This window comes from Myxococcales bacterium, assembly GCA_016699535.1.
Taxonomy (GTDB): Bacteria; Myxococcota_A; Polyangia; order Polyangiales.
Map to the genome: position 1 here is coordinate 3327352 of CP064980.1, position 19407 is coordinate 3346758.

A 19407-nucleotide genomic window follows, 5' to 3' on the forward strand; every position below is an offset into this window, starting at 1 on the left:
GCTATGTGTAAAGCTGATTCAGTTGCACTTGATAGTGCTCTTCCAGCACCTGGCGCCTCAGTTTTTGGTTTGCTGTAAGCAACCCGCTTTCAGGCGTAAAAGGCTCCTCGGTAAGATGAAAAGCGCGAATGCGTCGGTAATGCGGCAAACTCTCGTTAAGCGTGTCGATGGTGTGTTTAACCTTCATCTCGTCGAGTTTGCCCGAAATGATCGCAGTCAAATAAGGTCTACCGTGGCCTACGACCACCACATAGTCTGCTTCCGGCAGGAGCGCATGCAGACTCTGCTCGATCGGCTCCGGTGCCACGTTGTGGCCAGACTCGGGTACCAAAATATTTTTCAAGCGACCGATGATCTGAAGGTTGCCTGCACTGTCCTGCTCAACTTGATCTCCGGTGCGAAACCAACCATCCTCGCTGATGCAAGCATTGCTCTCTTCCTCTTTGCCCCAGTAGCCCATAAACACATGCGGGCCGCGGGTCTGCAGCTCGCCATCCTCTGAAACCCTGCATTCGACACCTTCGATGGGCTGGCCGACAAAACCATGAGCAGCTTTCTTTCCCAGTTTGTCCATACTCACAATGGCCGTCGTTTCAGTGAGCCCGTAGACTTGATACACAGGAATGCCCAAAGCAGAGAAAAAATCTTGGGTGCTTTTTTGCAGCGGCGCAGAACCACAAATAAGAAAATCCAATGCGGGGCCGAGCTTTCGACGTATGGCAGCAAAAAGCGAAAGCTTTGCAAACTGAAGCGCCAATCGATCGGCTAAACCATGAGCACCGTGCATTGAGACCCGCATGGCCCGGTTGAAAAGCGCCGCAGCAAAACCACCTTTTTCCTGCAAACCGCTTTCAATCTGCTTTCTTATACGCTCGAGCAAGGCAGGAACATTCAGAAAGTAGTGTGGCTGTGCGGTTTTCATTTCTTCTTTGAGTTGCTCGAGATCGGTCGAAATGCGCAGCTCTGCTCCCCGCAGCAAACAGGTCCAAAGCATCACCCGTGATCCTGCAAAGCAAAACGGCAGATAGTGAAACACCCGATCATCTGCCGCATTTCGCGCTGCATCAAAAGCCTCTGCCGTACGGTGCAACATAAAATCCAGGTTGGCCTGGCTCAGCATGGCGCCTTTAGAGGCTCCGCTTGTCCCTGAGGTATACACAAGAGTAGCTGGGACATGTTCGTTGCGTTTTCGGAAAGGCTCGTCGATGGATTTTTCCGTAAAAAGCTGATCGAGTAGCAGTACAGCAGGAGCAAGTTTCTTTTCTTTAAAACTTTCTGCAAGGTCTTCGTCCGCCACCACAATCACGGAAGGCATACTGTCTTGGATGATCGCTTCGAGCTCTTCCGCCTCTTGGCGGACATACAAAGGAACGGAAATCCCGCCTTCGGCGATAATGGCAAGATCACAAGCGACCCAACGAAAACTATTGGGCGCCACAAACACAGCGCGATGACCCGCACGAAGGCCAGCTTCGCGAAGCGCAAAGCGTGCACGTGCGATAGCTTCGATCAAATCATTGGCGGAATACGGCCATAAGCTTGCGCCGTGGACCTCTTGTAAAACAACACGATCCGATTGCTGCTTCAATTTATCCAGAATCTCTTGCGCAAAGCTCATGACGCCTCCTTTTTCTCGGCACACTCGTAGCGTTTTATTAAGGCCTTTAAGTTATCATTAAGCTCTGGCAAAAAAGCCCAAGGGTCTTCTTTTGCAAGCAACTGCTCAGAGATTGGAAAGTCTGGGTACTGTTTGTGTAAGGCTTCTAAAAAGGTCTTCCCCATCTGCCCCATGCATTTGAGATTGCGCACCACTGCCTGAGCCATCGCGGTTTTGCTTTGCGAAGCGTGCTGCTGCACATAGTCAAATTGTGTAAGTATTTTTTCAGCAAGCTCAGGGGCATTCATGTCAATCGAGAGCGCTGCTTCACCACGATCACTCATAAGATTCGCAATGCGCTCATCCATCGTGACACCAATCGAGAGCACCTGAGCAGGCATGGACGTTACGATGGCGTGAAAACGCGAAGAGATGAGCCAAGTGCTCTGTCGCAAAAGCGAAACAAGGCTGTACATGTCGTACTCATCCGATATAAAAAGTGCAGGCGATATTGAACTTAGACGCGCGGCCAAGGCTTCTGCGGCTTTTCTATCGAGGCGCTCCATGCCCACCAACGCAACAAAAGCATCTTGCTCTTTCTGAATACGGAGCACTGCTTTTGCAAGTTCGTCGAGATAACGCTCTTGTTTTTCTTTAACGTCTGGACCGCCATGATGAAAGTAAATCGAAGCGTAGTGATCCTCGTCTCTTCTAGAGTTAAAAGCGAGCTTTGCAGCGCGTGCCAAATCGGGTCGCACCGGCCACCAATAACCATTGATGGGACATACTGTGAGCACTGGGCGCTTTCCGTCCCAGCCCTTCTCTTTTAGCAGCTTCTGGCCGACTTCCGGCGGCGCTGGATCAAAGGTCCAGGCTGTATCCGTGCCCACGGTGGATTCAATCCCCAACGCACCAAGCACCGAAGCACTCTGTGTGTTACGAACGATTACTTTAGCGTGCTTGCAATAACGTCGCACAAGCTTTTCCAACGGAGCATCCATAGCCCCTGCTTCGCCACCGTACGCAACCGCAAGTTTCTGCTCGGAAGAAGCCAGACCCAAGGATCCAACCATCATGGTTGAAAGCGCATTGGCAAACTTGGACTTAAACATCGAGCCTTCAGCCGCGATGACACCGTGATGCGCATGCACTGTGTCGAAAAGGAACTTTGGAAATAGTTTTGGAAATTGAATCTGCTTTACCGTTCTAAAATAGCCCTCGGACCATTGGGGGTTCAGAGTCAAGATCGACAAACTCAGGTGCTCATCACCAAGCAAGAAGCGAAACTGCCGAATCATCTCTTCAACCCGAACATCGGCCCCAGTATTGCGATTACCGGCATAGCCTACAATCATTAGCTTAAGCGCTTGACCCGCTTTCCACTGCGCCCCGGGATCAAGGGGATAGCGCGCAGCGCTGAGCTCAATGAAGCTAGCCATGCTTCGCATCAGCCAGCGATCGGCATCGAGATGAGCCAAAGCATTTTGCTCAGCAAACTGCTTGGCTTTTTTTGCTATCTCTATCCAACCTTGCATCTTTACGTCCTTCATGCAGCTTTAGCCGCCTTTTGGGGTAGCGGTGAAAAAGGAAAACTAAAATTAGACTCTTTTGCAAAGCGATAGAGTTCGGCGGCATAGGCATTAAAGGGAACGGCTTTTAGACCAAGCTCCTGCTCGACCCGAGCACTATCAAAGACCGTATCAAAGGTAATGTAAGGCCAAAACACCTTGAGCAAAACAGCCACGCGATAGAGCGTGCTCTCTTTCGGAAGCAGCAGACCGGCATCGACGGTTCGTGAAAACGCGTGTTCAAACGCAGGGGTGAATCGCGGCACGCGGCGATCTAAACTTTGACACACAGATTTGGCTATTTCGCCTGCGCTAAGGGCATCGCGACCACTGCTTAAATGATAGCAATCGTAGGAAAGCTTTTGCTTTTGATGCAACCTTGCGATAGCAGCACCTACAAAATCCGCATTGACGATATCGAGTCGCCCTTTTGGGTTCATGGGCAAAGCCGGAAACTCCATCAAAGCCGCAAAGGCCCTAACCATGTCGAACTGACTTGTTTGCGCGAAACGCGAATCACCCATCACGATCGATGGACGCATGATAAGGACTTTCTCAGAGGGAAGCATTTGCCGAACCATGTGCTCAGCAAACTTTTTGGTCCGGGCATAAGGATCGTAGTCGGAGCGGCTCCAGTCAATTGACGCATCTTCACTCACAAGCTCAGACTGCCTTTGGCCCGCCACTGCAACCGTCGAGACATAACTAAAGCGTCTTAGGCGCCGTCTTTGCTCGAGTTCCAGGCCAAGCTTAATCATCGAAAGCGTGCCTCGAAGATTAACGTTCATGCAGACTTTCTCAGAGCGACGGTTTAAAGAAGCGGCAATATGCAATACCGAATCCACCCGACCAAGCAGCTCGTCGTGATCCTTTCTGCTCATCCCCAAGTTATCTTGAGTCAAATCACCGTAGACAAAATGAAGCCGCGGCAGATAAGCGAAAAACTGTTCAGCTGATATATGAAGTTGTAGCGCTCGCCACAGTTTCTCCTCGCAGGCACGTTTGTCTTTTTCTCGGACCAAAACATGGATTTTCTCTGAGCTGCCCTGAAGTAGTTCGCTCACCACGTAGCCGCCAAGAAACCCAGTACCACCCGATAGGAACACACTCATATCTCGGCCCTCGACACTTCTGCACTTTCAGTACTCGGCTGCACAACACCCAAACGCTTTTCCACCAAACGCAAAGACAAATCGTCGGGAACTTTCTGTCCCTCGATTAGCGGTATACACCACTTCATAAGCCCAGGAATCTGCACGTTGATCCAGTAACCGTACCAGTCAAGATTATCGATTCCAAAACGAAAAGCGCTTTCGACAGTGGGATCAAGCTCCTCGTTAAGAGTTTGCAGATTTTCACTCTGAAAAATGTAATCGTGATCGTGGGTAAACGGCCGGTAGAGCGTGAGCATGTATTCAATGCGATTTAATGTACGCTTGCCATGTTTGATGCTTTTGACCAAGCGTTTAACGGCCTTGTCCACCGAAGTGCCAGCAAACTTTGAGCGGACATGCCTTTCATGGAAAGTACGAAGCAATCCTTCCGCTTGCTCGCTTCGTTTGCGCCAAACGCCCAAACGTCGCAAATGCGTATCGCCCTCAACTTCAAAGGCATCCAAATGACTCCACAAACGCTTTTTCAAACTTTCGCTTTGATGCATCCGTTGATGGCGACGGATGCCTAAGGCCACGAGATCCAAAGTTCGTCCAAAGCTTACAGGATTGATTGAAGAGGAGCACAAATGATAGACGGCTTTGGCTTGATTGCTGAGTGAAGCAGCAAGCACGAGGCTTATGCCGCGCGCAACCTCATCGCCTCGCACAACATCAAAACGATTGCTGCTTTGCGACGGGATCCAGCGATAGGGCGTTGAAAGCAGCCATACCAACGGCGCCGAGGTATTAATACCTTCATTCCAGCCAGCAAAGGGGAAGTCAGTGGCGCATTCCACCACGGAGGGACGTGCAATGCAAAGATCGATGTCTTTGCGGTGCACGAGCAAGTGCTCAGCAAGGCCTTTGCTTAAGGTGTAAATGTTACGCCAGCCCAGTTCTTCAGCAAAGCGTACTGCGATATCGATACGCGCTTGTTTTGCTTTTCGATCTTCTTGCGGCAAAAAAAGCGCATCACTTCGCATGCATGCTGCTTCGATATCGCGCAAGGTCTCTCGAGGATCAAAGACCTCACCTTTCGGACATATGCCATACTCAATACTCTCTTGAACCTGCCCTTGCGCTACGCCTGCTACGTAAGCGGTCGAAATATGGATCAGTTTCTTCGAGGGCGTTTGCGCGGCGAGATCAGCTACATGAAGGGCTCCTCTCACGTTGACCGAAAGTGCTAGTTTGGGATCCGCTTGAAAATCCGTTATGCCCGCAATGTGCACTACCGCATCGATTCTTGGGAGCAGTTCCTTGCATGTTTTATCAGACAGGGCGCACTTCGCTTGTTGAATGTCGCCTTCAAGCACTGTCACTTTGCTTTTGATGAAGGCTTCGTAGCTGTTTCCGTATTTTTCCCTAAGCGGTCTAAAAACAGGATTTCGTCCAATCATGTCTAAAAACCGTTCGGCGGCGCTTTGCTTTCGCGTCGAACGGAGAAGAATATAGACTTGCTTGAGATCGCTAATGCGATCCAATGTAAAGGCAAGCCAAACCTTCGCCACAAAGCCGCTCACACCAGTCACTAGCAGCGTCTTACCACTCAAGTTTTGTTTGGGATTAAAGTCCCTTGTCATAACACCGACCAATCGCTCTGTTTTGCCAAATGGCGTAGTTTTCGATCCGGATGAATCACTGAAGCATGTCCCATAAGATCCAGCATCAGGCTGTCCTGACTGCCAGAAGCCACTGCAAAAGAAGCCGCCAAATCAATATTGTTCTCGGCGGCGTACTGTCGCAAACGTTTTCCTGAGACAGCGCGCCTAATCACCGGATCCAATAACCTTCCGGTGGCTTTGCCCTCACGGTATTCAAGACAATTGCATAGCAACGCATCAGCCTTCACTCGCTCGGCTACGCTCTGCATGACTTCGGAGATACTGTCGCTAATCAACACCACATGAGAAACCCGTCGCCGGACTTCCTGAAGATGAGCCAGAGCTTCAGCGTTCAGTCTGGGTTCAATGATTTGCTCGGCATAGCTGTGCGCCATGGCCCGAATTCGATCCTGGCTCAGCCCGCGTAGCGCAGCCCATCCCAAACGGCGGCCTAAATCGTAAACATCACTATCGCCTCCAAGTGCAAACGGAAGCGATGCAACAATTTGGCCAAGGCGCAGAGCCCGCTGCCTTAGACGCTGAGCGTTTGCGGCGCACCAGGCCGGTGCGAGCAGCGTTGGAACGCGCGACAAAGTGCCTTCAACACGACAAAATAACGCTGCTCGTTTGCTTTCTTCAGCAGTACTCATGGTTGCGTTATGGTGTAGCCAAATTAGACTGACATGTCAGTACAATTGAAGCAAACAAGATAACCTATTGTTATTAATAAGAAATTCTGCGTTTGTTGCATTGAAATAGAGCTCCTAGGCGCCCTGGCGAATGAAAAAAGGCTCGGGGCTCTAGAATACAATGAGTTTGGCAGCCATGAAGAACATTTTCATCAATAAGGTCTTCTATATCAACCAGCCCTTCTTTCAATTCTCGGTCGTGCAGCTGTGCATCCATGGGCTGGTAGTTTTCTTCTGCATACTGGATGCCCGACCGATCGATGCCCCCGCGTGACTCACGCTTGTGCTCCACCCGAACTCAAAGCGACGCGGCGATGGGTGTTCTGTGAAAGCTGCATCTATGGTATGTCAAGTCTGAGATTAATTACTCCAAATTAATGCCAAATTTGGCGTGGTGATGTTTTTTAGGCAATGGCTTATTTGTTCCTACGGGTCGCGTCAGCTCTAAACTCGTTATAAAACAATACGCATTAGATAACGAATGGGTGGGTTGCATGGAACGTGTTTTTCCTACGCCACTTGCGTCCTATAGTGAATCTTTCCTCGCCACTCTTAGTTCAGAACTCGTTGTTGAACCGACGAACTCGCTGTCTTTAATTCCTATTGCTACGCAGAACGGTTTCTCGCTTTCATTGATAACAACTCAACACGAGCCGATATATATGTTTGACATTATAGTGACCCACGAAGTCGCTAATCCGAACGAAACCCAGATCAATCATGACAAACTGCAGGCTCTAGCTCCACACGGCTTTTCACCGGACCGCGTCGAGCTCGAACTAAAATACTATGCAGCACAGCTTACACACTGGCCCTTTTCACATGGCTCAGGTGATGAAGAGTCGGATGCCAGTGGTATGCTAACCCTCAAATACGAACGAAACTGGATAGTACCACTGACAAGCGAACTCACGGAAAGCTTGGTGGCCGACGTAAACTAGAGGGGAAGTGGCGTGTCACTGTGAAGCCTAAAAATGTGCTCGGCACCTTTTTGGTCGTTATCGGAAGGCTTGCTCAATTTGTTCGTTGGTTAGTTTTCGGACTTCGCGTTCGTTTTCAGGTTGCCAACTTGGGGAAGTCACCAAGAGCATTTTCAGGTTTCCAGCGTAGTAGAATTTGTGGTTCGGAGGCACGACAATGATGTCAGTGGCTTTGACAGGTTGTTTGTGCCCGTTGATGATAAAAGCGCCCTGCCCTTCGATGATGTAGTAAACAAAGAAACTTGCAACATCGTAAAACTCCTGGCGATGACCGTGGGTGGTTTCAACCGTAACCATGCCCACCTGGTTTTGGGTGGCATCTCGGACCGGATACACTTTGAGGTCGATTCCAAACTTGGATTTGCTGAAAGCTTCATCTCGCGTAAAAACAAAACGTGCGGGCGCAGAAACCTTGTCGGAGCTTTTTCGCTGGACAACCGGTTTCGGCGTAGCGCTGCTTGGCGCTCCCGAAATCGTTGAACCGCCACACGCCACCAGACCAAGACAAAGCAATACAAACAGGGGCTTCATTGAGACCTCCAGTCTGGAGAAAAGTTTCCATCAAATCGAAATGAACACAATAACGTTATCGATCTTGCAAAAGAAAGTGCCAGGCTCCTTTATGGGTGACATGGGGCACTCGGCAATTGCCAATTCTGGCGTCTTTTGACCATATAATATGCCAACAGTGGCATGTTATAACAAAAAAACATGCTAGTTCTGTCATGTGCGCAGCGCGTTACATCGGGTGGCTTGAACACTTGATAGGCGCCTGCTCTGGGGTCAAGCTCTACCCCCAAATGCATTGGAAGCTTTGAAGGCTTTAACGTTGTAAGAGAGCATGAGCGCAGCGAGATGGAATCAACGACTATAGAAGAGTGGGCTCAAGCTTTTATTTTGAGCACGCGTTTGAGCGACAAGCTAGAGCCTTCTGCGCCGCCGAAGCGATTTGCGGCGGATGGATTTGCTGGCGTTGATTTGCGGCCGGGCCGCCCGGAGGAATTAGTCGTCACAAAGAAGGCGCGTGGCTTTCGAGGGGCACACCGTTCGGTTTTGGCACGTGCGCGTGCGGCGCATACTTTCTTGCATCACGAACTTCAGGCGGCGGAACTGATGTGTTGGTGCTTGCTGCGTTTTCCAGATGCACCCAAAAGTTTTCGGCGCGGCCTTGTGAAGATCGCCACCGATGAGTTGCGGCATATGGCGATGTACCGCGAATACATTGAAAGCTTGGGTTACGCCGTGGGCGCTTTTGAGGTGCGGGATTGGTTTTGGAATCGCGTTCCGCAATGCCAGAGCCCTACCGAATATGTGGCAACCATGGGCATGGGTTTTGAAGCTGCCAACCTCGATCACAGCGAGCGCTTTGCGAGCATTTTCGAGGCAGCCGGCGATCACAGCGGAGCGGCTTTGCAGCGGCATGTGGGCCAAGAAGAGATCGGGCATGTGCGTTTCGCAGTCCATTGGTTTTGCGCTTTTGGTGCAGAGCTTAACTTTAAAGAATGGAGCAAGCATTTGCCTGCGCCGCTATCGCCGATGGTGATGAAGGGACGGCCGCTCAATCGCGCGGCGCGAGCCAAAGCCTCGCTTGGGCAAGACTTTTGTGATGAGCTGGAGCAATGGGAAGCCATTGGGTTATAAATTTCGATGCTGAGCTAGAACTGGCCGGCGACTCGCTTCCTAAAAACGCCACGCAGTTCTTGCAAAGTTATGATTTGCGAAAACTGCCTTTTATCGCCACAGGCGATACTATTGCTGGTTTGGACAAGCCTAAACCGGGCTCTATAGGAAAAGCATTTTGTCCCACCCCACATGCGCTTGCTCGGCTTGCACGAGAGGGGGTTATCGCAGCAGCGGCGCCGTCGGTTGATGTTTTGCGCACAGTTAATCATCGCGCGTTTTGCGCAAAGCTCGGGCAAACCCTAGAGGGTGCACACTTTGCTACCGACAAGGCAGAAGTGATTAAAGTCATTCAAAGCGGCAGCCCTTACCTGCTTAAACGTCCTTTGGCGATGGCTGGCCGGGCAAGTCGTTCGGTGAGCAGCGAGACGCTGTGTGATCAAGATCATCGCTGGATTGAAGCAAGCCTCGAAGGTATGATGGTTTGCAAGTCGAACCTGAAGTGGCCATCGACATCGAGTTTTCCATCCACGGATTTGTCAACGAGGCGGGTGAATACCGGATAGGCGATCCAGTAGAACAAATCGTCGATGAACACGGCGTATGGCGTAGTGGCCAAGCAGCTGAAGCAAAGATTTTTGCCAACGAAGAAGGCGAACTACGCGAACAGGCAAATAATGTAGCGAAGGCCTTACATCGAGCCGGTTATTTTGGTCCGTTTGGCATCGACGCTTACCGCTACCGCAAGGGCAAGCACATGTGCTTTCAGCCACGCTCAGAAATCAACGCGCGCTACACCATGACCTGGGGAATCGCCGGCGGAGCACTCTACTGCTAAGTGGAAAAGGAGGTTGGCACCTCTGGACCCGGTGGAGCACTGCACTGCTCAGCGGAAAAGGAGGTTGGCACCCTTGGTTCGCCCTTGGTTCCGGCGGACCGCTGTACGGCTAAGTGGAAAAAGGAGGTTGGCACCCTTGGTCGAATAATTGCGGAGCAAATCGCTGTTTGCGCCCTTCGTCTGCAGCGTCACGAATTAAACACGTCACTCTAAACTGCTGTTATTTATAGATAATTGCAGAGCAAATCGCTTTTTAGTCGGGCGACTACCGGTGAAGCTGATTATTGGGTATAGGGACGGCATTCGCCCCATGCAAACAGAAATCGAAAAAACCTTTGGTTTTGAAGCAGCTCACCGTTTGCCGGAGGTCGGCGAGCATCACAAATGCTTCAATCTTCACGGCCACAGCTTTCGCGTCACCCTTCGCGTTCGGGGTCCCGTAGATCCGAGGAAGGGCTGGATTGTTGATTTCGCAGAGCTGCGTTCGGCCTGGCAGCCTCTTATGGATATCTTGGATCATCACTATCTGAACGACATCGAAGGATTGGAAAATCCAACCAGCGAAGTCCTCGCAGCGTGGATTGCTGAGCACATCACCATTAAGGGCGCCAAACTTCATTCGGTGACAATCCATGAGACCTGCACCTCGGCAGCAACGGTATACCTTTAAATGGTTCTTACTATGAACCTTCGGAGAAACATGCTTATTCGTTCACTTGTATTACTCGTCATTCTTTTTTCTTCCTGCACACCCCAAACAACTGAAAGCACCTTTCCAAACAAAGCGTATGGAAAGCATCCTCTGGTATTGAGTATTGTTCTTGACCAAGTAGGAAGCTGGGCGCTGGAGCGCTACCTCCCCTACCTCGACGAACATGGCTTGATTCGGAGCCATTTGCCGAAAGCTGAATACTTCAAATATGTACAACTTGCGCACGCAACCACGTTTACAGCACCGGGTCATGCGGCGATTTTTACCGGGGAGCCACCACGACACAGCGGGATCGGCGCCAACCGGGTCTGGGACTACAAACGCAACGATGTACGCATGATTGTCGACACCGGCAAGCATCGGGTTTTTGCAGACACCGCGCACTTTGCTAGCCCTGATGAACTCGAGGCACAAACCGTAGGCGACCTTCTCAAAGTACAAAGCAGAGGAAAATCCAAGGTTGTATCGATTTCAATCAAGCCTTGGCCTGCGGTTGTTTCAGGCGGTAAAAAGGCAGACTTGGCAGCATGGTACACGCCTCGAGAAAACGATGGCGCGATGAGCACCTCCAGTTACTACAGCAAAGAAGAGCCCTCATGGATATCGAGCTGGAACAAGGACCACACAGTTGCTCAGTTTTGGGGCGCATGGGACGCTGAGAATCAAAAACTGTACACATCGGTAGTAGGCGCCGATGAGGGCCCTGGGGAAGACACGCTTGAAGGCTGGAGCACCACCTTTCCTCACGACCCTAAAAAGGCCAAAGAACCCTACGTTGCTTTTGAGTACACCCCGCAAGCTACGGCTTACCTATTGAAGTTTACCGAAAAAGCAGTTGAACACTACGGTTTAGGACAGGACAGTTATCCCGATCTACTAATGGTGTCTGTTTCTGGCACCGACAAAATCGGTCACACCTTTGGCGTCGAGTCCTGGGAGTATTTGGACAATCTTATTCGCGTCGATCGTATGCTCGGACAGTTTGTCGCTCAGCTTGAAAAGACAACCGACCTTTCCGTGCTGATTACTTCCGATCATGGCTCTTATCCACTGCCCGAAAAATCGGAGCACCCGGAAGAAGGTGGCCGTCTTGACTACGAAGCAACCCTAAACGATCTGAACACCTTGGCGCAAAAACAATTGGGCCAGGGAAAGTGGTTCGCTTATCTCGAATTTCCATTGCTTTACTTTGCACAAGAAGCAAAAACTGGCGACAAACGCAAAAAGTTAATCGCGATAGCAACCGAGTATTTCACAAAACTATCTGGCGTTTCTCGCGTATTTGACACGGCGGAATTTAGTTCCGAAAGCGAAGAAAAAGATCCTTTGCGCGAAGCCATTCGCCTGTCTTTACCCGCAAAACTTGGCGCGGATATGTACATTATTCCAGGACAAAACACGGTACCACGCGCCAAAGGCGGCACCACACACGGAAGTCCTTGGCCACATGACCGGCAAGTTCCCGTTATTGTGTGGCGCAGTCGAGCGCATGCTGACGCGGCGCAAACGCCACAAGGGAGCCAGGAAATGATTCGTAACGAACTATACGATCAACGACGTATTGCATCGACGCTTGCTGATTTGTTAGGACTACCTGCCCTAAAGCGGCCATCGCTCTTAGAGACAAGCAAGTAATGAAACCTTCGCTAAAAAGCCAACTCAATCATCTCAAGCAGCTCGAAGCGGAAAGTATTCACATCATCCGCGAAGCGACTGCTAGTTTTGATAAGCCCGTGATGCTCTACTCGATCGGGAAGGACTCGGCCGTGATGGTGCATCTTGCGCGCAAAGCATTTCATCCGGCGCCGCTGCCCTTTGCTCTGCTCCATGTGGATACCACCTGGAAGTTCAAAGAGATGATCGCGTTTCGTGACCAATACACCAAGCAGTATGGCATGCGGCTCTTAGTGCACTCGAACAAAGAAGGCGTGCAAAACAATGTCAACCCCTTTGACTATGGTAGTAGCAGCTACACCCAGGTAATGAAAACGCAAGCTTTGCTGCAAGCACTCAAGCAACACGAATTCGATTGCGCCTTTGGTGGAGCACGCCGCGATGAGGAGCGCTCCCGGGCCAAAGAACGGATTTTTTCCTTTCGAGACCGTTTTCAGCAATGGGATCCCAAAAACCAACGGCCCGAACTTTGGGAGGTCTACAACACACGGATTCGGCAAGGGGAAAGCGTACGAGTCTTTCCTCTATCCAACTGGACCGAGCTCGACGTCTGGCTCTACATCTGGAAGGAAAACATCCCTGTTGTGCCACTTTATTTTGCCAAAGAGCGTCCTGTGGTTAAGCGGGCTGGCACGTGGATCATGGCAGACGATGAACGCATGCGCCTTGAGGCAGGTGAAAAACCCGAAATGAAGAAGGTTCGCTTTCGCACTTTAGGCTGCTACCCCCTAAGTGGCGCTATTGAATCGGACGCCGACACCGTGCCTAAACTGATTCAAGAAATGCTGCTTACACGTTTTTCTGAACGTCAAGGCCGGCTTATTGATTTTGACACCGAGGGCTCGATGGAGCTCAAAAAACGAGAAGGTTATTTTTAATCATCATGTCAATCGTAAAACAAGATGACGAATTGATTCGAAGCGACATCGAAGGCTATCTCGCATCGTATCAAAACAAAGAGCTCTTACGTTTTGTTGCAGTGGGCTCTGTGGACGATGGCAAATCGACCCTCATTGGACGCCTTCTTCACGACACGGGAATGGTCTACGAAGACCAATTGCAATCGGTACGCAAGGCCACGGCCATAGAAGGCGAAGATATCGACTTCTCACTCTTTACAGATGGGCTACGTGCTGAGCGCGAACAGGGCATTACCATCGATGTCGCCTACCGCTATTTTTCAACAGCAGTACGTAAATTTATCATCGCCGACACACCAGGGCACGTTCAGTACACGCGTAACATGGTTACAGGCGCATCCACCGCGCATGTCGCACTCATTCTTATTGATGCGCGTTTGGGCGTGCTGCAGCAATCCAGAAGACATGCCTATATCGCATCCCTGTTAGGGATTCCAAATCTCGCTGTTTGTATAAACAAAATGGATCTTGTTGGTTACGATCAGCACGTTTTCGAACGCATCAAGAAAAACTTTTCTGCTTTTTCTGACAGCCTAGCTTTCAAGGAAGTAAGCTTTTTCCCCATTAGCGCACTTAAGGGCAGCAACATTGTGTCCGCTTCTCCGCACACCGCTTGGTACACCGGACCCACAGTGCTTGGCTATCTTGAAACCGTAGCGCTTGCAGAAGATCAAAACCCTGACGATTTTCGCTTTCCAGTGCAGACTGTGATTCGGCCACATCTTGATTACCGCGGCTTTGCTGGGAAAATTGTTTCTGGCTCTATCAGCCGGGGCGATGAAATTATCACGCTTCCGTCGGGCAAGCGAAGTCACGTAAGTTCCATCGACACCTTTGATGGCGAACTCGAACAAGCTTGTGCAAACCAATCCGTCACCATCCGTTTGGATGACGAGATTGATATCAGCCGAGGCGACATGCTGGTTAAAGCAAACAGTCTACCTTCTGTTGGGCGAAGCGTTGATGCAAGCCTTGTCTGGATGAACGAAAAAGAGCTTGATTCAGAAAAGAGTTACATTTTAAAGCACACTACCCAAAGTGTACGCGTTCAAATCGATAAAGTTCATTGGAAAAAAGACATGGACACCTTAAAAGAGGTGGAGGCTTCAACCCTTGGTCTCAATGACATCGGCAAGGTGAGTTTATCGTGTCATCGCGCTATTTACTTCGATGCCTATACAAAAAACCGAAACACCGGTGCCTTTATTCTCATCGACTCACTGAGCAACGACACAGTGGCAGCGGGAATGATTGGGCCCAGTACGACCAAACAAGAATTCGATGAGGCCCTTCGCGAACTTCGCGCAGGCTCGGCACTAAAGCCAAAAAGCCAAATCAGCCGCGCAGAACGAATGCACCGCTTGGGGCAACATGGCGCTGTCGTATGGCTCACCGGCCTTCCAGGTTCAGGACGCTGGACCCTCGCCTACGCCCTTGAGCGCCGCCTTTTTGACTTGGGATGCACGGCTACGGTCATCGATCCGACGCAAGAAACCTTGTCGTCCATGATTTCATCTGCCAAAGCCGTTACACACGCGGGTCTTATCGCTATCTGTGCTTTTCCAAGTTACAAGCACGACGATCGCGAAGCTGTTCGCTCACGCATAGGCGATCAACGCTTTGTGCAAGTCTACGTGAACACTTCACTTGAGCTCTGTAAAGAGCGACGACCTGGTGCTGATTTTTCCGGCTTTGAAGAGCCCGCGAACCCTGAAGTCACCGTAGCCCTTGATCACACGCGTATCGAACAAGCCGTCGATTTCATTATCAGTGCACTGAAAAAACAAGGCCGTATCACCATCTAGGGAAACACCCTAGAACATCGGGAAGATGGAGCTGGTTTTTCTGTCACGACGGTGCTCACTTGGATGATAGCGCGCATCGACGTAGCGTCGCTCAATGATGAGAACCGAAGCTGGGTTTTGTGCAGTGTTTTTAAAGTCGCTGATGCTCTCCGGCGTGCAGTGCACCACCGCATTAACAGCAAGAGCGTCTCCTTTCCACTGTATACCTGGACTGAGTACCATCATCGACGCCGAAGCTTCCTCGATGATTGGACTCGAATCTGTTTTAAGATCAAGGCGGTAAATTAGCGCATCTTTTCCGTCATGAAAACAACGACGGTGGACTCCCTGAACCACTTGCGCAGCAGCTTTAATCTCACTTGGTCGAGCTGTTACGCTAAGCGAAGGCACCCCAAAACCGTCAAGCGCACCAGGTTTTTTCAAAGTGACTTTCGCCTCAAGCACTGCGCCGTGCTCTACGGATGCAATCGGTGGACTTAGCAGACAACGAAGCAAAACCTGCGCACCCGTTTCAAGTAGTCTGTAACGGCAATGGCCAAGCAAAAACCGAACCTGTTCAGCGGTCTGCGCGTAACCAACCGTGTACTTTAGTTTCTCAAGATACGCGGCTTGCCCGATGTCGACTTGCATCTCGAGATCAACCTGCACGGTTTGCAGTTTATCCAACTCGTGAGTGTAGACGCCAAGCAAAGCATCCAGTTCCAAGCCACTAAGACGTATGGTCCCGATTGTCATGAACGCAGCATACACAGGTCCGCGACACAGACCAATATTTGGCGTAATTTTCATTGAATCATGACAAATCTGGCATATATCGGATGTTTTCATGACATGTCTGTCTAGAAGGGCATTGCGTTATGTTGCCGAACGGAGGAGGAACTGTTAAACCGCTGCCGGTGAGTTTTTTAGGCATCGACTATGGAAGCAAGCGCGTAGGCCTGGCTCTTGCAGAAAACGCAGAGCTCGTCCTGCCGTTAAAGACACTAGCTCGAGGCAAAAACTTTTGGGAGGAACTAAAGACTTGTATTTTTGACTACGAAGTCGATGTCGTCGTGCTCGGGCTGCCGCTCAACATGGACGGCAGTGAGGGTGATGCCGCAAAGCGAACACGCATTTTTTCCGACGAACTTCAGAAGCACATCAATGTTCAAGTGATGCTCTGGGATGAACGGCTTAGTAGCGTCGAAGCTCATGACCGTCTCGATCAAGCAGGATTCTCTTCAAAGAAACAAAGGCAAGTTGTCGATCAAATGGCTGCCGTGATCATTCTGCAGAGTTTTTTGGATGGCCAAACGCAAAGCTAACAAACAAACACTTACTTTGATTGCTGGCTCCCTGGGTGTGCTCATCATCATTGCGCTTGCCTTTGCGCTCTTTTCCTACAAGGAAGCCAGAGAAAAGCGGGCTGCCTATCGTGCACGGCATGTACGTGTCACTATCCCCGAAGGCTTTGATACCTTTATGATCGGTGCGCGCTTGCAAAAGCTTGGGGTCATTGATGCACAATCATTTATTAGTGCCTGTGAAGATGAAAGGTTCGTGCGCTACTTAGGGCTCAGCGGCCACAGCCTGGAGGGCTATCTTTTCCCAGACACCTACGAGTTTTTAAAGGAAAGCTCTGCCGCAATCATCGTCGAGAAGATGGTGAACAACTACAAAAACAAAAGCCAAGCGCTTTGGGATGATAATCGCCGAGCTCTGGATAGCCTCCATGACACCCTTGGCTGGAGTTCTTACGAAGTACTCATCTTGGCCTCAATCATAGAAAAAGAAGCTCAAAGGAAAGAGGAGCAGGCCATCATTGCTGGAGTGTTTCTAAACCGGCTTACAAGCACAACTTTTTCTCCAAAACGTTTGCAAGCTGACCCTACCCTTGCTTATGGGTGCAAGCTAGCTTCATCCGCGCTTGTTTCTTGCGCACGTTTTGACGGAAAACATTTGGGCAAAACGCAACGCATGGATCCTCAAAACCCTTACAACACTTATTTCATCGAAGGCTTGCCGCCCGGTCCGATCAGTAACCCTGGCTTATCCGCCATGACTGCAGTGCTCAAGCCCAAGAAGCATGATTTTCTATACTTCGTCTCACGCGGTGATGGCAGCCACCTTTTCAGCCGCACCCTCGATAAACATCAGCAGGGCATCAATAAATATTTGAAAAAAATTCCTACTAAAACTGATTAGAAGCCGCGAATTGGGCAAGAGCTGCACCTGAGCCTTCTAGACTACAAACTGCGGAAGCTATAAGCCTCTTCTACTCCCGCACTGTCTCAATGCGCCACATGCAGACGCTCTGGTGCAGTCCTTGCCTAATCCACTACCAAGACCAGTGAGCATTTTTTTAACCACTAAAGTGATTGATTACGCTGTCGTCGGGGATGCGACGGCGGGTGCGTAGCGTTATGAGTAATGCGATGAGGGACAGAGCAAAGGCGACGCCGGTTGTATCAGCAAGCCAGTCCATTACGGAGGGGATGCGTTTTGGCACGTAGTATTGGTGACATTCATCGATGATCCCCCAACTCACGGAAATCACAAAAGCTAAGAGATAGCGAAAACGATTGTTTAGATGGGCAAAGCTTACATGACAGGCAAAGTATACGAGAACACCGAGCACGAAATACTCTGTGAAATGCAAGAGCTTGTCATGCACCAAAAAAGTTACTTTCGGCAGATGACCCGCAGGAATCGCGGATACTCCCCAGATAAGTGTCATGTACAAAGCAGCAGGCAACCACGATAGGATGGCTCGAGCGTGTGTCCGTATCATCGAGAACTACTGTACACCAGCTAACGGTAATCGACGAGTGTTTTTAGCAGGAACCGGAGCCAGCGACTCACCTCGCTTGACTGCACGCAGCGAGTGTTTGAAGGCTTGGCAAATTTCAACTTCGAGCAGCTGGCCCACAGGGTTTTGCTCCGGAGCAAGGTCAACGTGCACAATTTCGTTGCGCTCGGTGCGACCCATGAAACGGCCTTGCACTCCCCGCGAGGGCCCCTCGATCAGCACGGACTGAATTGTACCGACGAGACTTTCAAGATGAGCATCTTGCTGCTCAGCCACCAACGACAAAAGCGCAGCGAGACGTTCATCTTTCACTTCCTCCGAAACGTCGTCCTCGAGCTTTAACGAAGGCGTGAAGGGCCGCGGTGAATACTTGAACGCAAAAGCTGATACAAAGCCAACGCTTTTGATCAGATCCAAGGTCTGCTCGAAATCCTCGTCGCTCTCGCCCGGAAAGCCCACAATCACATCAGTGGAAAGCGTCATGCCTTTTCTGCTTTGCAGTAAGGCTTTAGCACGCTCGATGTAGTGCTCACGCGTATAGCGACGAATCATGCGTTTCAGAACGCGATTGGATCCGGACTGAACGGGCAGATGAACGTGCGAGGCCAATACCTCAAGCGACGCATGTTTTTCAAGCAACTCGTCGGTAAGATGCTGTGGATGCGGCGAGGTGTACCGTAGGCGTGACAAAGCTGGGACTTCATCCGAGATGCGTTGGAGCAGCGAAGCAAATTGGGAACTCTTGTCGAGCGCGCGCTGGTGGGGCGCGAGCATTGAATTAATATCTGCAGTGCCAGGTTCATACCAAGAGTTAACGGTCTGTCCTAAGAGCGTCACTTCCCGGATACCACCCTCTACCATATGTTTAATTTCATGGATGATGTCATCGGCAGACCTGTAGCGCTCGGAGCCACGGGTGTAAGGAACAATGCAAAAGCTGCAACGCTGATCGCAACCTTTCATGATAGTAACAAAACTGCAAACTTCATCGCGCGCTGCACGTGGCGTGGCTTGCAGGAACGAAGGATTATCATTGTCAAAAACGGTGCGTGCAACCGGGGGGCCACCTGAGCGAACATGTTCGATAAGCGCCGGCAGTTCGGGGATATTGTCCGGGCCCAACACAACATCGAGATATGGGACTTTTCTTAAAAGCTTTTCACTTTCTTGTTGCGCAACACAGCCAGCCACCGCCAGAACAAGATCAGGGCGCATATGTTTCAGCGGACGATAGGTGCCCAGTGCACTCATCAATTTGTGCTCGGCCTTTTCGCGAATACTGCAAGTATTAAACACAATTACGTCGGCATCCGATGCTGTTTGTGCAGCTTCGTAGCCGGCCTGCGATAAGACCTCTTCCATGCGACGCGAGTCATGGACGTTCATTTGGCAGCCGAAGGTTTGGATGAGGTATTTGGACACAAAAAGCTTCTGTTAATGATTGAAAGGGACAATGGC

General features: G+C 50.5%; 19 protein-coding genes. 10 read left to right on the forward strand and 9 right to left on the reverse strand.

Going from position 1 to position 19407, the window contains the following annotated elements:
- Position 1 precedes the first annotated feature (1 nt).
- The 5 genes from IPJ88_15690 to IPJ88_15710 are packed head-to-tail and all read right to left on the reverse strand — an operon-like array spanning position 2 to position 6573.
- The gene (locus tag IPJ88_15690; GenBank protein ID QQR89616.1) at positions 2 to 1618 is read right to left on the reverse strand and encodes an AMP-binding protein; all 1617 of its coding nucleotides are present in this window, start codon (positions 1616 to 1618) and stop codon (positions 2 to 4) included.
- Positions 1615 to 3147, reverse strand: coding sequence for a polysaccharide pyruvyl transferase family protein (locus tag IPJ88_15695; protein ID QQR89617.1), 1533 nt, complete (start codon positions 3145 to 3147; stop codon positions 1615 to 1617). The genes IPJ88_15690 and IPJ88_15695 overlap by 4 nt, the downstream gene beginning before the upstream one ends.
- Positions 3144 to 4277, reverse strand: a complete 1134-nt coding sequence (locus IPJ88_15700; GenBank protein QQR89618.1) for an SDR family oxidoreductase — start codon at positions 4275 to 4277, stop codon at positions 3144 to 3146. Before IPJ88_15700 ends, IPJ88_15695 begins: the two co-directional genes overlap by 4 nt.
- A complete protein-coding gene (locus IPJ88_15705; protein ID QQR89619.1) occupies positions 4274 to 5902 on the reverse strand; it encodes an SDR family oxidoreductase in 1629 nt (542 codons plus the stop codon). The genes IPJ88_15700 and IPJ88_15705 overlap by 4 nt, the downstream gene beginning before the upstream one ends.
- Positions 5899 to 6573: a haloacid dehalogenase-like hydrolase gene (locus tag IPJ88_15710; protein QQR89620.1), complete on the reverse strand. Its 675-nt coding sequence runs from the start codon at positions 6571 to 6573 to the stop codon at positions 5899 to 5901. Before IPJ88_15710 ends, IPJ88_15705 begins: the two co-directional genes overlap by 4 nt.
- 533 nt (positions 6574 to 7106) lie before the next feature.
- Between IPJ88_15710 and IPJ88_15715 the strand changes: the two genes are divergently transcribed.
- A complete protein-coding gene (locus tag IPJ88_15715) occupies positions 7107 to 7553 on the forward strand; it encodes a hypothetical protein (protein QQR89621.1) in 447 nt (148 codons plus the stop codon).
- A gap of 57 nt (positions 7554 to 7610) precedes the next feature.
- Here IPJ88_15715 and IPJ88_15720 read toward each other — a convergent pair whose 3' ends face one another.
- The gene (locus IPJ88_15720) at positions 7611 to 8123 is read right to left on the reverse strand and encodes an AraC family ligand binding domain-containing protein (GenBank protein QQR89622.1); all 513 of its coding nucleotides are present in this window, start codon (positions 8121 to 8123) and stop codon (positions 7611 to 7613) included.
- A gap of 324 nt (positions 8124 to 8447) precedes the next feature.
- On the opposite strand from IPJ88_15720, the gene IPJ88_15725 reads away from it, so the two are divergent.
- The 7 genes from IPJ88_15725 (at position 8448) to cysN (ending at position 15161) form a co-directional block, all read left to right on the forward strand.
- Positions 8448 to 9233 carry a DUF455 family protein gene (locus IPJ88_15725; GenBank protein QQR89623.1) on the forward strand — a complete coding sequence of 262 codons (786 nt, stop codon included), beginning with the start codon at positions 8448 to 8450 and terminating at the stop codon, positions 9231 to 9233.
- Positions 9212 to 9778, forward strand: a complete 567-nt coding sequence (locus IPJ88_15730; GenBank protein QQR89624.1) for a hypothetical protein — start codon at positions 9212 to 9214, stop codon at positions 9776 to 9778. The genes IPJ88_15725 and IPJ88_15730 overlap by 22 nt, the downstream gene beginning before the upstream one ends.
- The gene (locus tag IPJ88_15735) at positions 9715 to 10050 is read left to right on the forward strand and encodes a hypothetical protein (protein QQR89625.1); all 336 of its coding nucleotides are present in this window, start codon (positions 9715 to 9717) and stop codon (positions 10048 to 10050) included. Before IPJ88_15730 ends, IPJ88_15735 begins: the two co-directional genes overlap by 64 nt.
- Positions 10051 to 10360: 310 nt before the next feature.
- The gene (queD, locus tag IPJ88_15740; GenBank protein ID QQR89626.1) at positions 10361 to 10720 is read left to right on the forward strand and encodes a 6-carboxytetrahydropterin synthase QueD; all 360 of its coding nucleotides are present in this window, start codon (positions 10361 to 10363) and stop codon (positions 10718 to 10720) included.
- Positions 10721 to 10732: 12 nt separating this feature from the next.
- On the forward strand, positions 10733 to 12397 hold the full coding sequence (locus IPJ88_15745) for an alkaline phosphatase family protein (GenBank protein QQR89627.1): 1665 nt from the start codon (positions 10733 to 10735) through the stop codon (positions 12395 to 12397).
- Complete coding sequence (gene cysD / locus IPJ88_15750) at positions 12397 to 13314, forward strand: sulfate adenylyltransferase subunit CysD (protein ID QQR89628.1); 918 nt, start codon at positions 12397 to 12399, stop codon at positions 13312 to 13314. Before IPJ88_15745 ends, cysD begins: the two co-directional genes overlap by 1 nt.
- Before the next feature lie 5 nt (positions 13315 to 13319).
- Positions 13320 to 15161 (forward strand): sulfate adenylyltransferase subunit CysN, encoded by a 1842-nt coding sequence (gene cysN, locus IPJ88_15755; GenBank protein QQR89629.1) that lies wholly within the window; start codon positions 13320 to 13322, stop codon positions 15159 to 15161.
- Between the two features lie 9 nt (positions 15162 to 15170).
- Here cysN and IPJ88_15760 read toward each other — a convergent pair whose 3' ends face one another.
- On the reverse strand, positions 15171 to 15989 hold the full coding sequence (locus tag IPJ88_15760) for a dihydroneopterin aldolase (GenBank protein QQR89630.1): 819 nt from the start codon (positions 15987 to 15989) through the stop codon (positions 15171 to 15173).
- Between the two features lie 29 nt (positions 15990 to 16018).
- Here IPJ88_15760 and ruvX point away from each other — a divergent pair, with 29 nt between their 5' ends.
- Together ruvX and mltG are read left to right on the forward strand one after the other, a co-directional pair.
- Positions 16019 to 16465 (forward strand): Holliday junction resolvase RuvX, encoded by a 447-nt coding sequence (ruvX, locus tag IPJ88_15765; protein QQR89631.1) that lies wholly within the window; start codon positions 16019 to 16021, stop codon positions 16463 to 16465.
- Complete coding sequence (gene mltG / locus IPJ88_15770; protein QQR89632.1) at positions 16446 to 17345, forward strand: endolytic transglycosylase MltG; 900 nt, start codon at positions 16446 to 16448, stop codon at positions 17343 to 17345. Before ruvX ends, mltG begins: the two co-directional genes overlap by 20 nt.
- Before the next feature lie 157 nt (positions 17346 to 17502).
- Here the strand turns inward: mltG and vanZ are convergent, their stop codons facing one another.
- Positions 17503 to 17931: a VanZ family protein gene (gene vanZ, locus IPJ88_15775; protein ID QQR89633.1), complete on the reverse strand. Its 429-nt coding sequence runs from the start codon at positions 17929 to 17931 to the stop codon at positions 17503 to 17505.
- 6 nt (positions 17932 to 17937) lie between these two features.
- Positions 17938 to 19371 (reverse strand): tRNA (N6-isopentenyl adenosine(37)-C2)-methylthiotransferase MiaB, encoded by a 1434-nt coding sequence (miaB, locus tag IPJ88_15780; GenBank protein ID QQR89634.1) that lies wholly within the window; start codon positions 19369 to 19371, stop codon positions 17938 to 17940.
- Positions 19372 to 19407: the final 36 nt, after the last annotated feature.

Bases quoted from the DNA above. Each gene is read 5' to 3' on its own strand.
- cysD (QQR89628.1), top strand. From the start codon at position 12,397: ATGAAACCTTCGCTAAAAAGCCAACTCAATCATCTCAAGCAGCTCGAA.
- IPJ88_15695 (QQR89617.1), bottom strand. From the start codon at position 3,147: ATGAAGGACGTAAAGATGCAAGGTTGGATAGAGATAGCAAAAAAAGCC.
- IPJ88_15720 (QQR89622.1), bottom strand. From the start codon at position 8,123: ATGAAGCCCCTGTTTGTATTGCTTTGTCTTGGTCTGGTGGCGTGTGGC.
- cysN (QQR89629.1), top strand. From the start codon at position 13,320: ATGTCAATCGTAAAACAAGATGACGAATTGATTCGAAGCGACATCGAA.
- vanZ (QQR89633.1), bottom strand. From the start codon at position 17,931: ATGATACGGACACACGCTCGAGCCATCCTATCGTGGTTGCCTGCTGCT.
- IPJ88_15745 (QQR89627.1), top strand. From the start codon at position 10,733: ATGAACCTTCGGAGAAACATGCTTATTCGTTCACTTGTATTACTCGTC.
- IPJ88_15715 (QQR89621.1), top strand. From the start codon at position 7,107: ATGGAACGTGTTTTTCCTACGCCACTTGCGTCCTATAGTGAATCTTTC.
- IPJ88_15710 (QQR89620.1), bottom strand. From the start codon at position 6,573: ATGAGTACTGCTGAAGAAAGCAAACGAGCAGCGTTATTTTGTCGTGTT.
- ruvX (QQR89631.1), top strand. From the start codon at position 16,019: ATGTTGCCGAACGGAGGAGGAACTGTTAAACCGCTGCCGGTGAGTTTT.
- IPJ88_15705 (QQR89619.1), bottom strand. From the start codon at position 5,902: ATGACAAGGGACTTTAATCCCAAACAAAACTTGAGTGGTAAGACGCTG.
- IPJ88_15730 (QQR89624.1), top strand. From the start codon at position 9,212: ATGGGAAGCCATTGGGTTATAAATTTCGATGCTGAGCTAGAACTGGCC.
- IPJ88_15690 (QQR89616.1), bottom strand. From the start codon at position 1,618: ATGAGCTTTGCGCAAGAGATTCTGGATAAATTGAAGCAGCAATCGGAT.
- IPJ88_15725 (QQR89623.1), top strand. From the start codon at position 8,448: ATGGAATCAACGACTATAGAAGAGTGGGCTCAAGCTTTTATTTTGAGC.
- IPJ88_15760 (QQR89630.1), bottom strand. From the start codon at position 15,989: ATGAAAACATCCGATATATGCCAGATTTGTCATGATTCAATGAAAATT.
- IPJ88_15700 (QQR89618.1), bottom strand. From the start codon at position 4,277: ATGAGTGTGTTCCTATCGGGTGGTACTGGGTTTCTTGGCGGCTACGTG.
- queD (QQR89626.1), top strand. From the start codon at position 10,361: ATGCAAACAGAAATCGAAAAAACCTTTGGTTTTGAAGCAGCTCACCGT.
- mltG (QQR89632.1), top strand. From the start codon at position 16,446: ATGGCCAAACGCAAAGCTAACAAACAAACACTTACTTTGATTGCTGGC.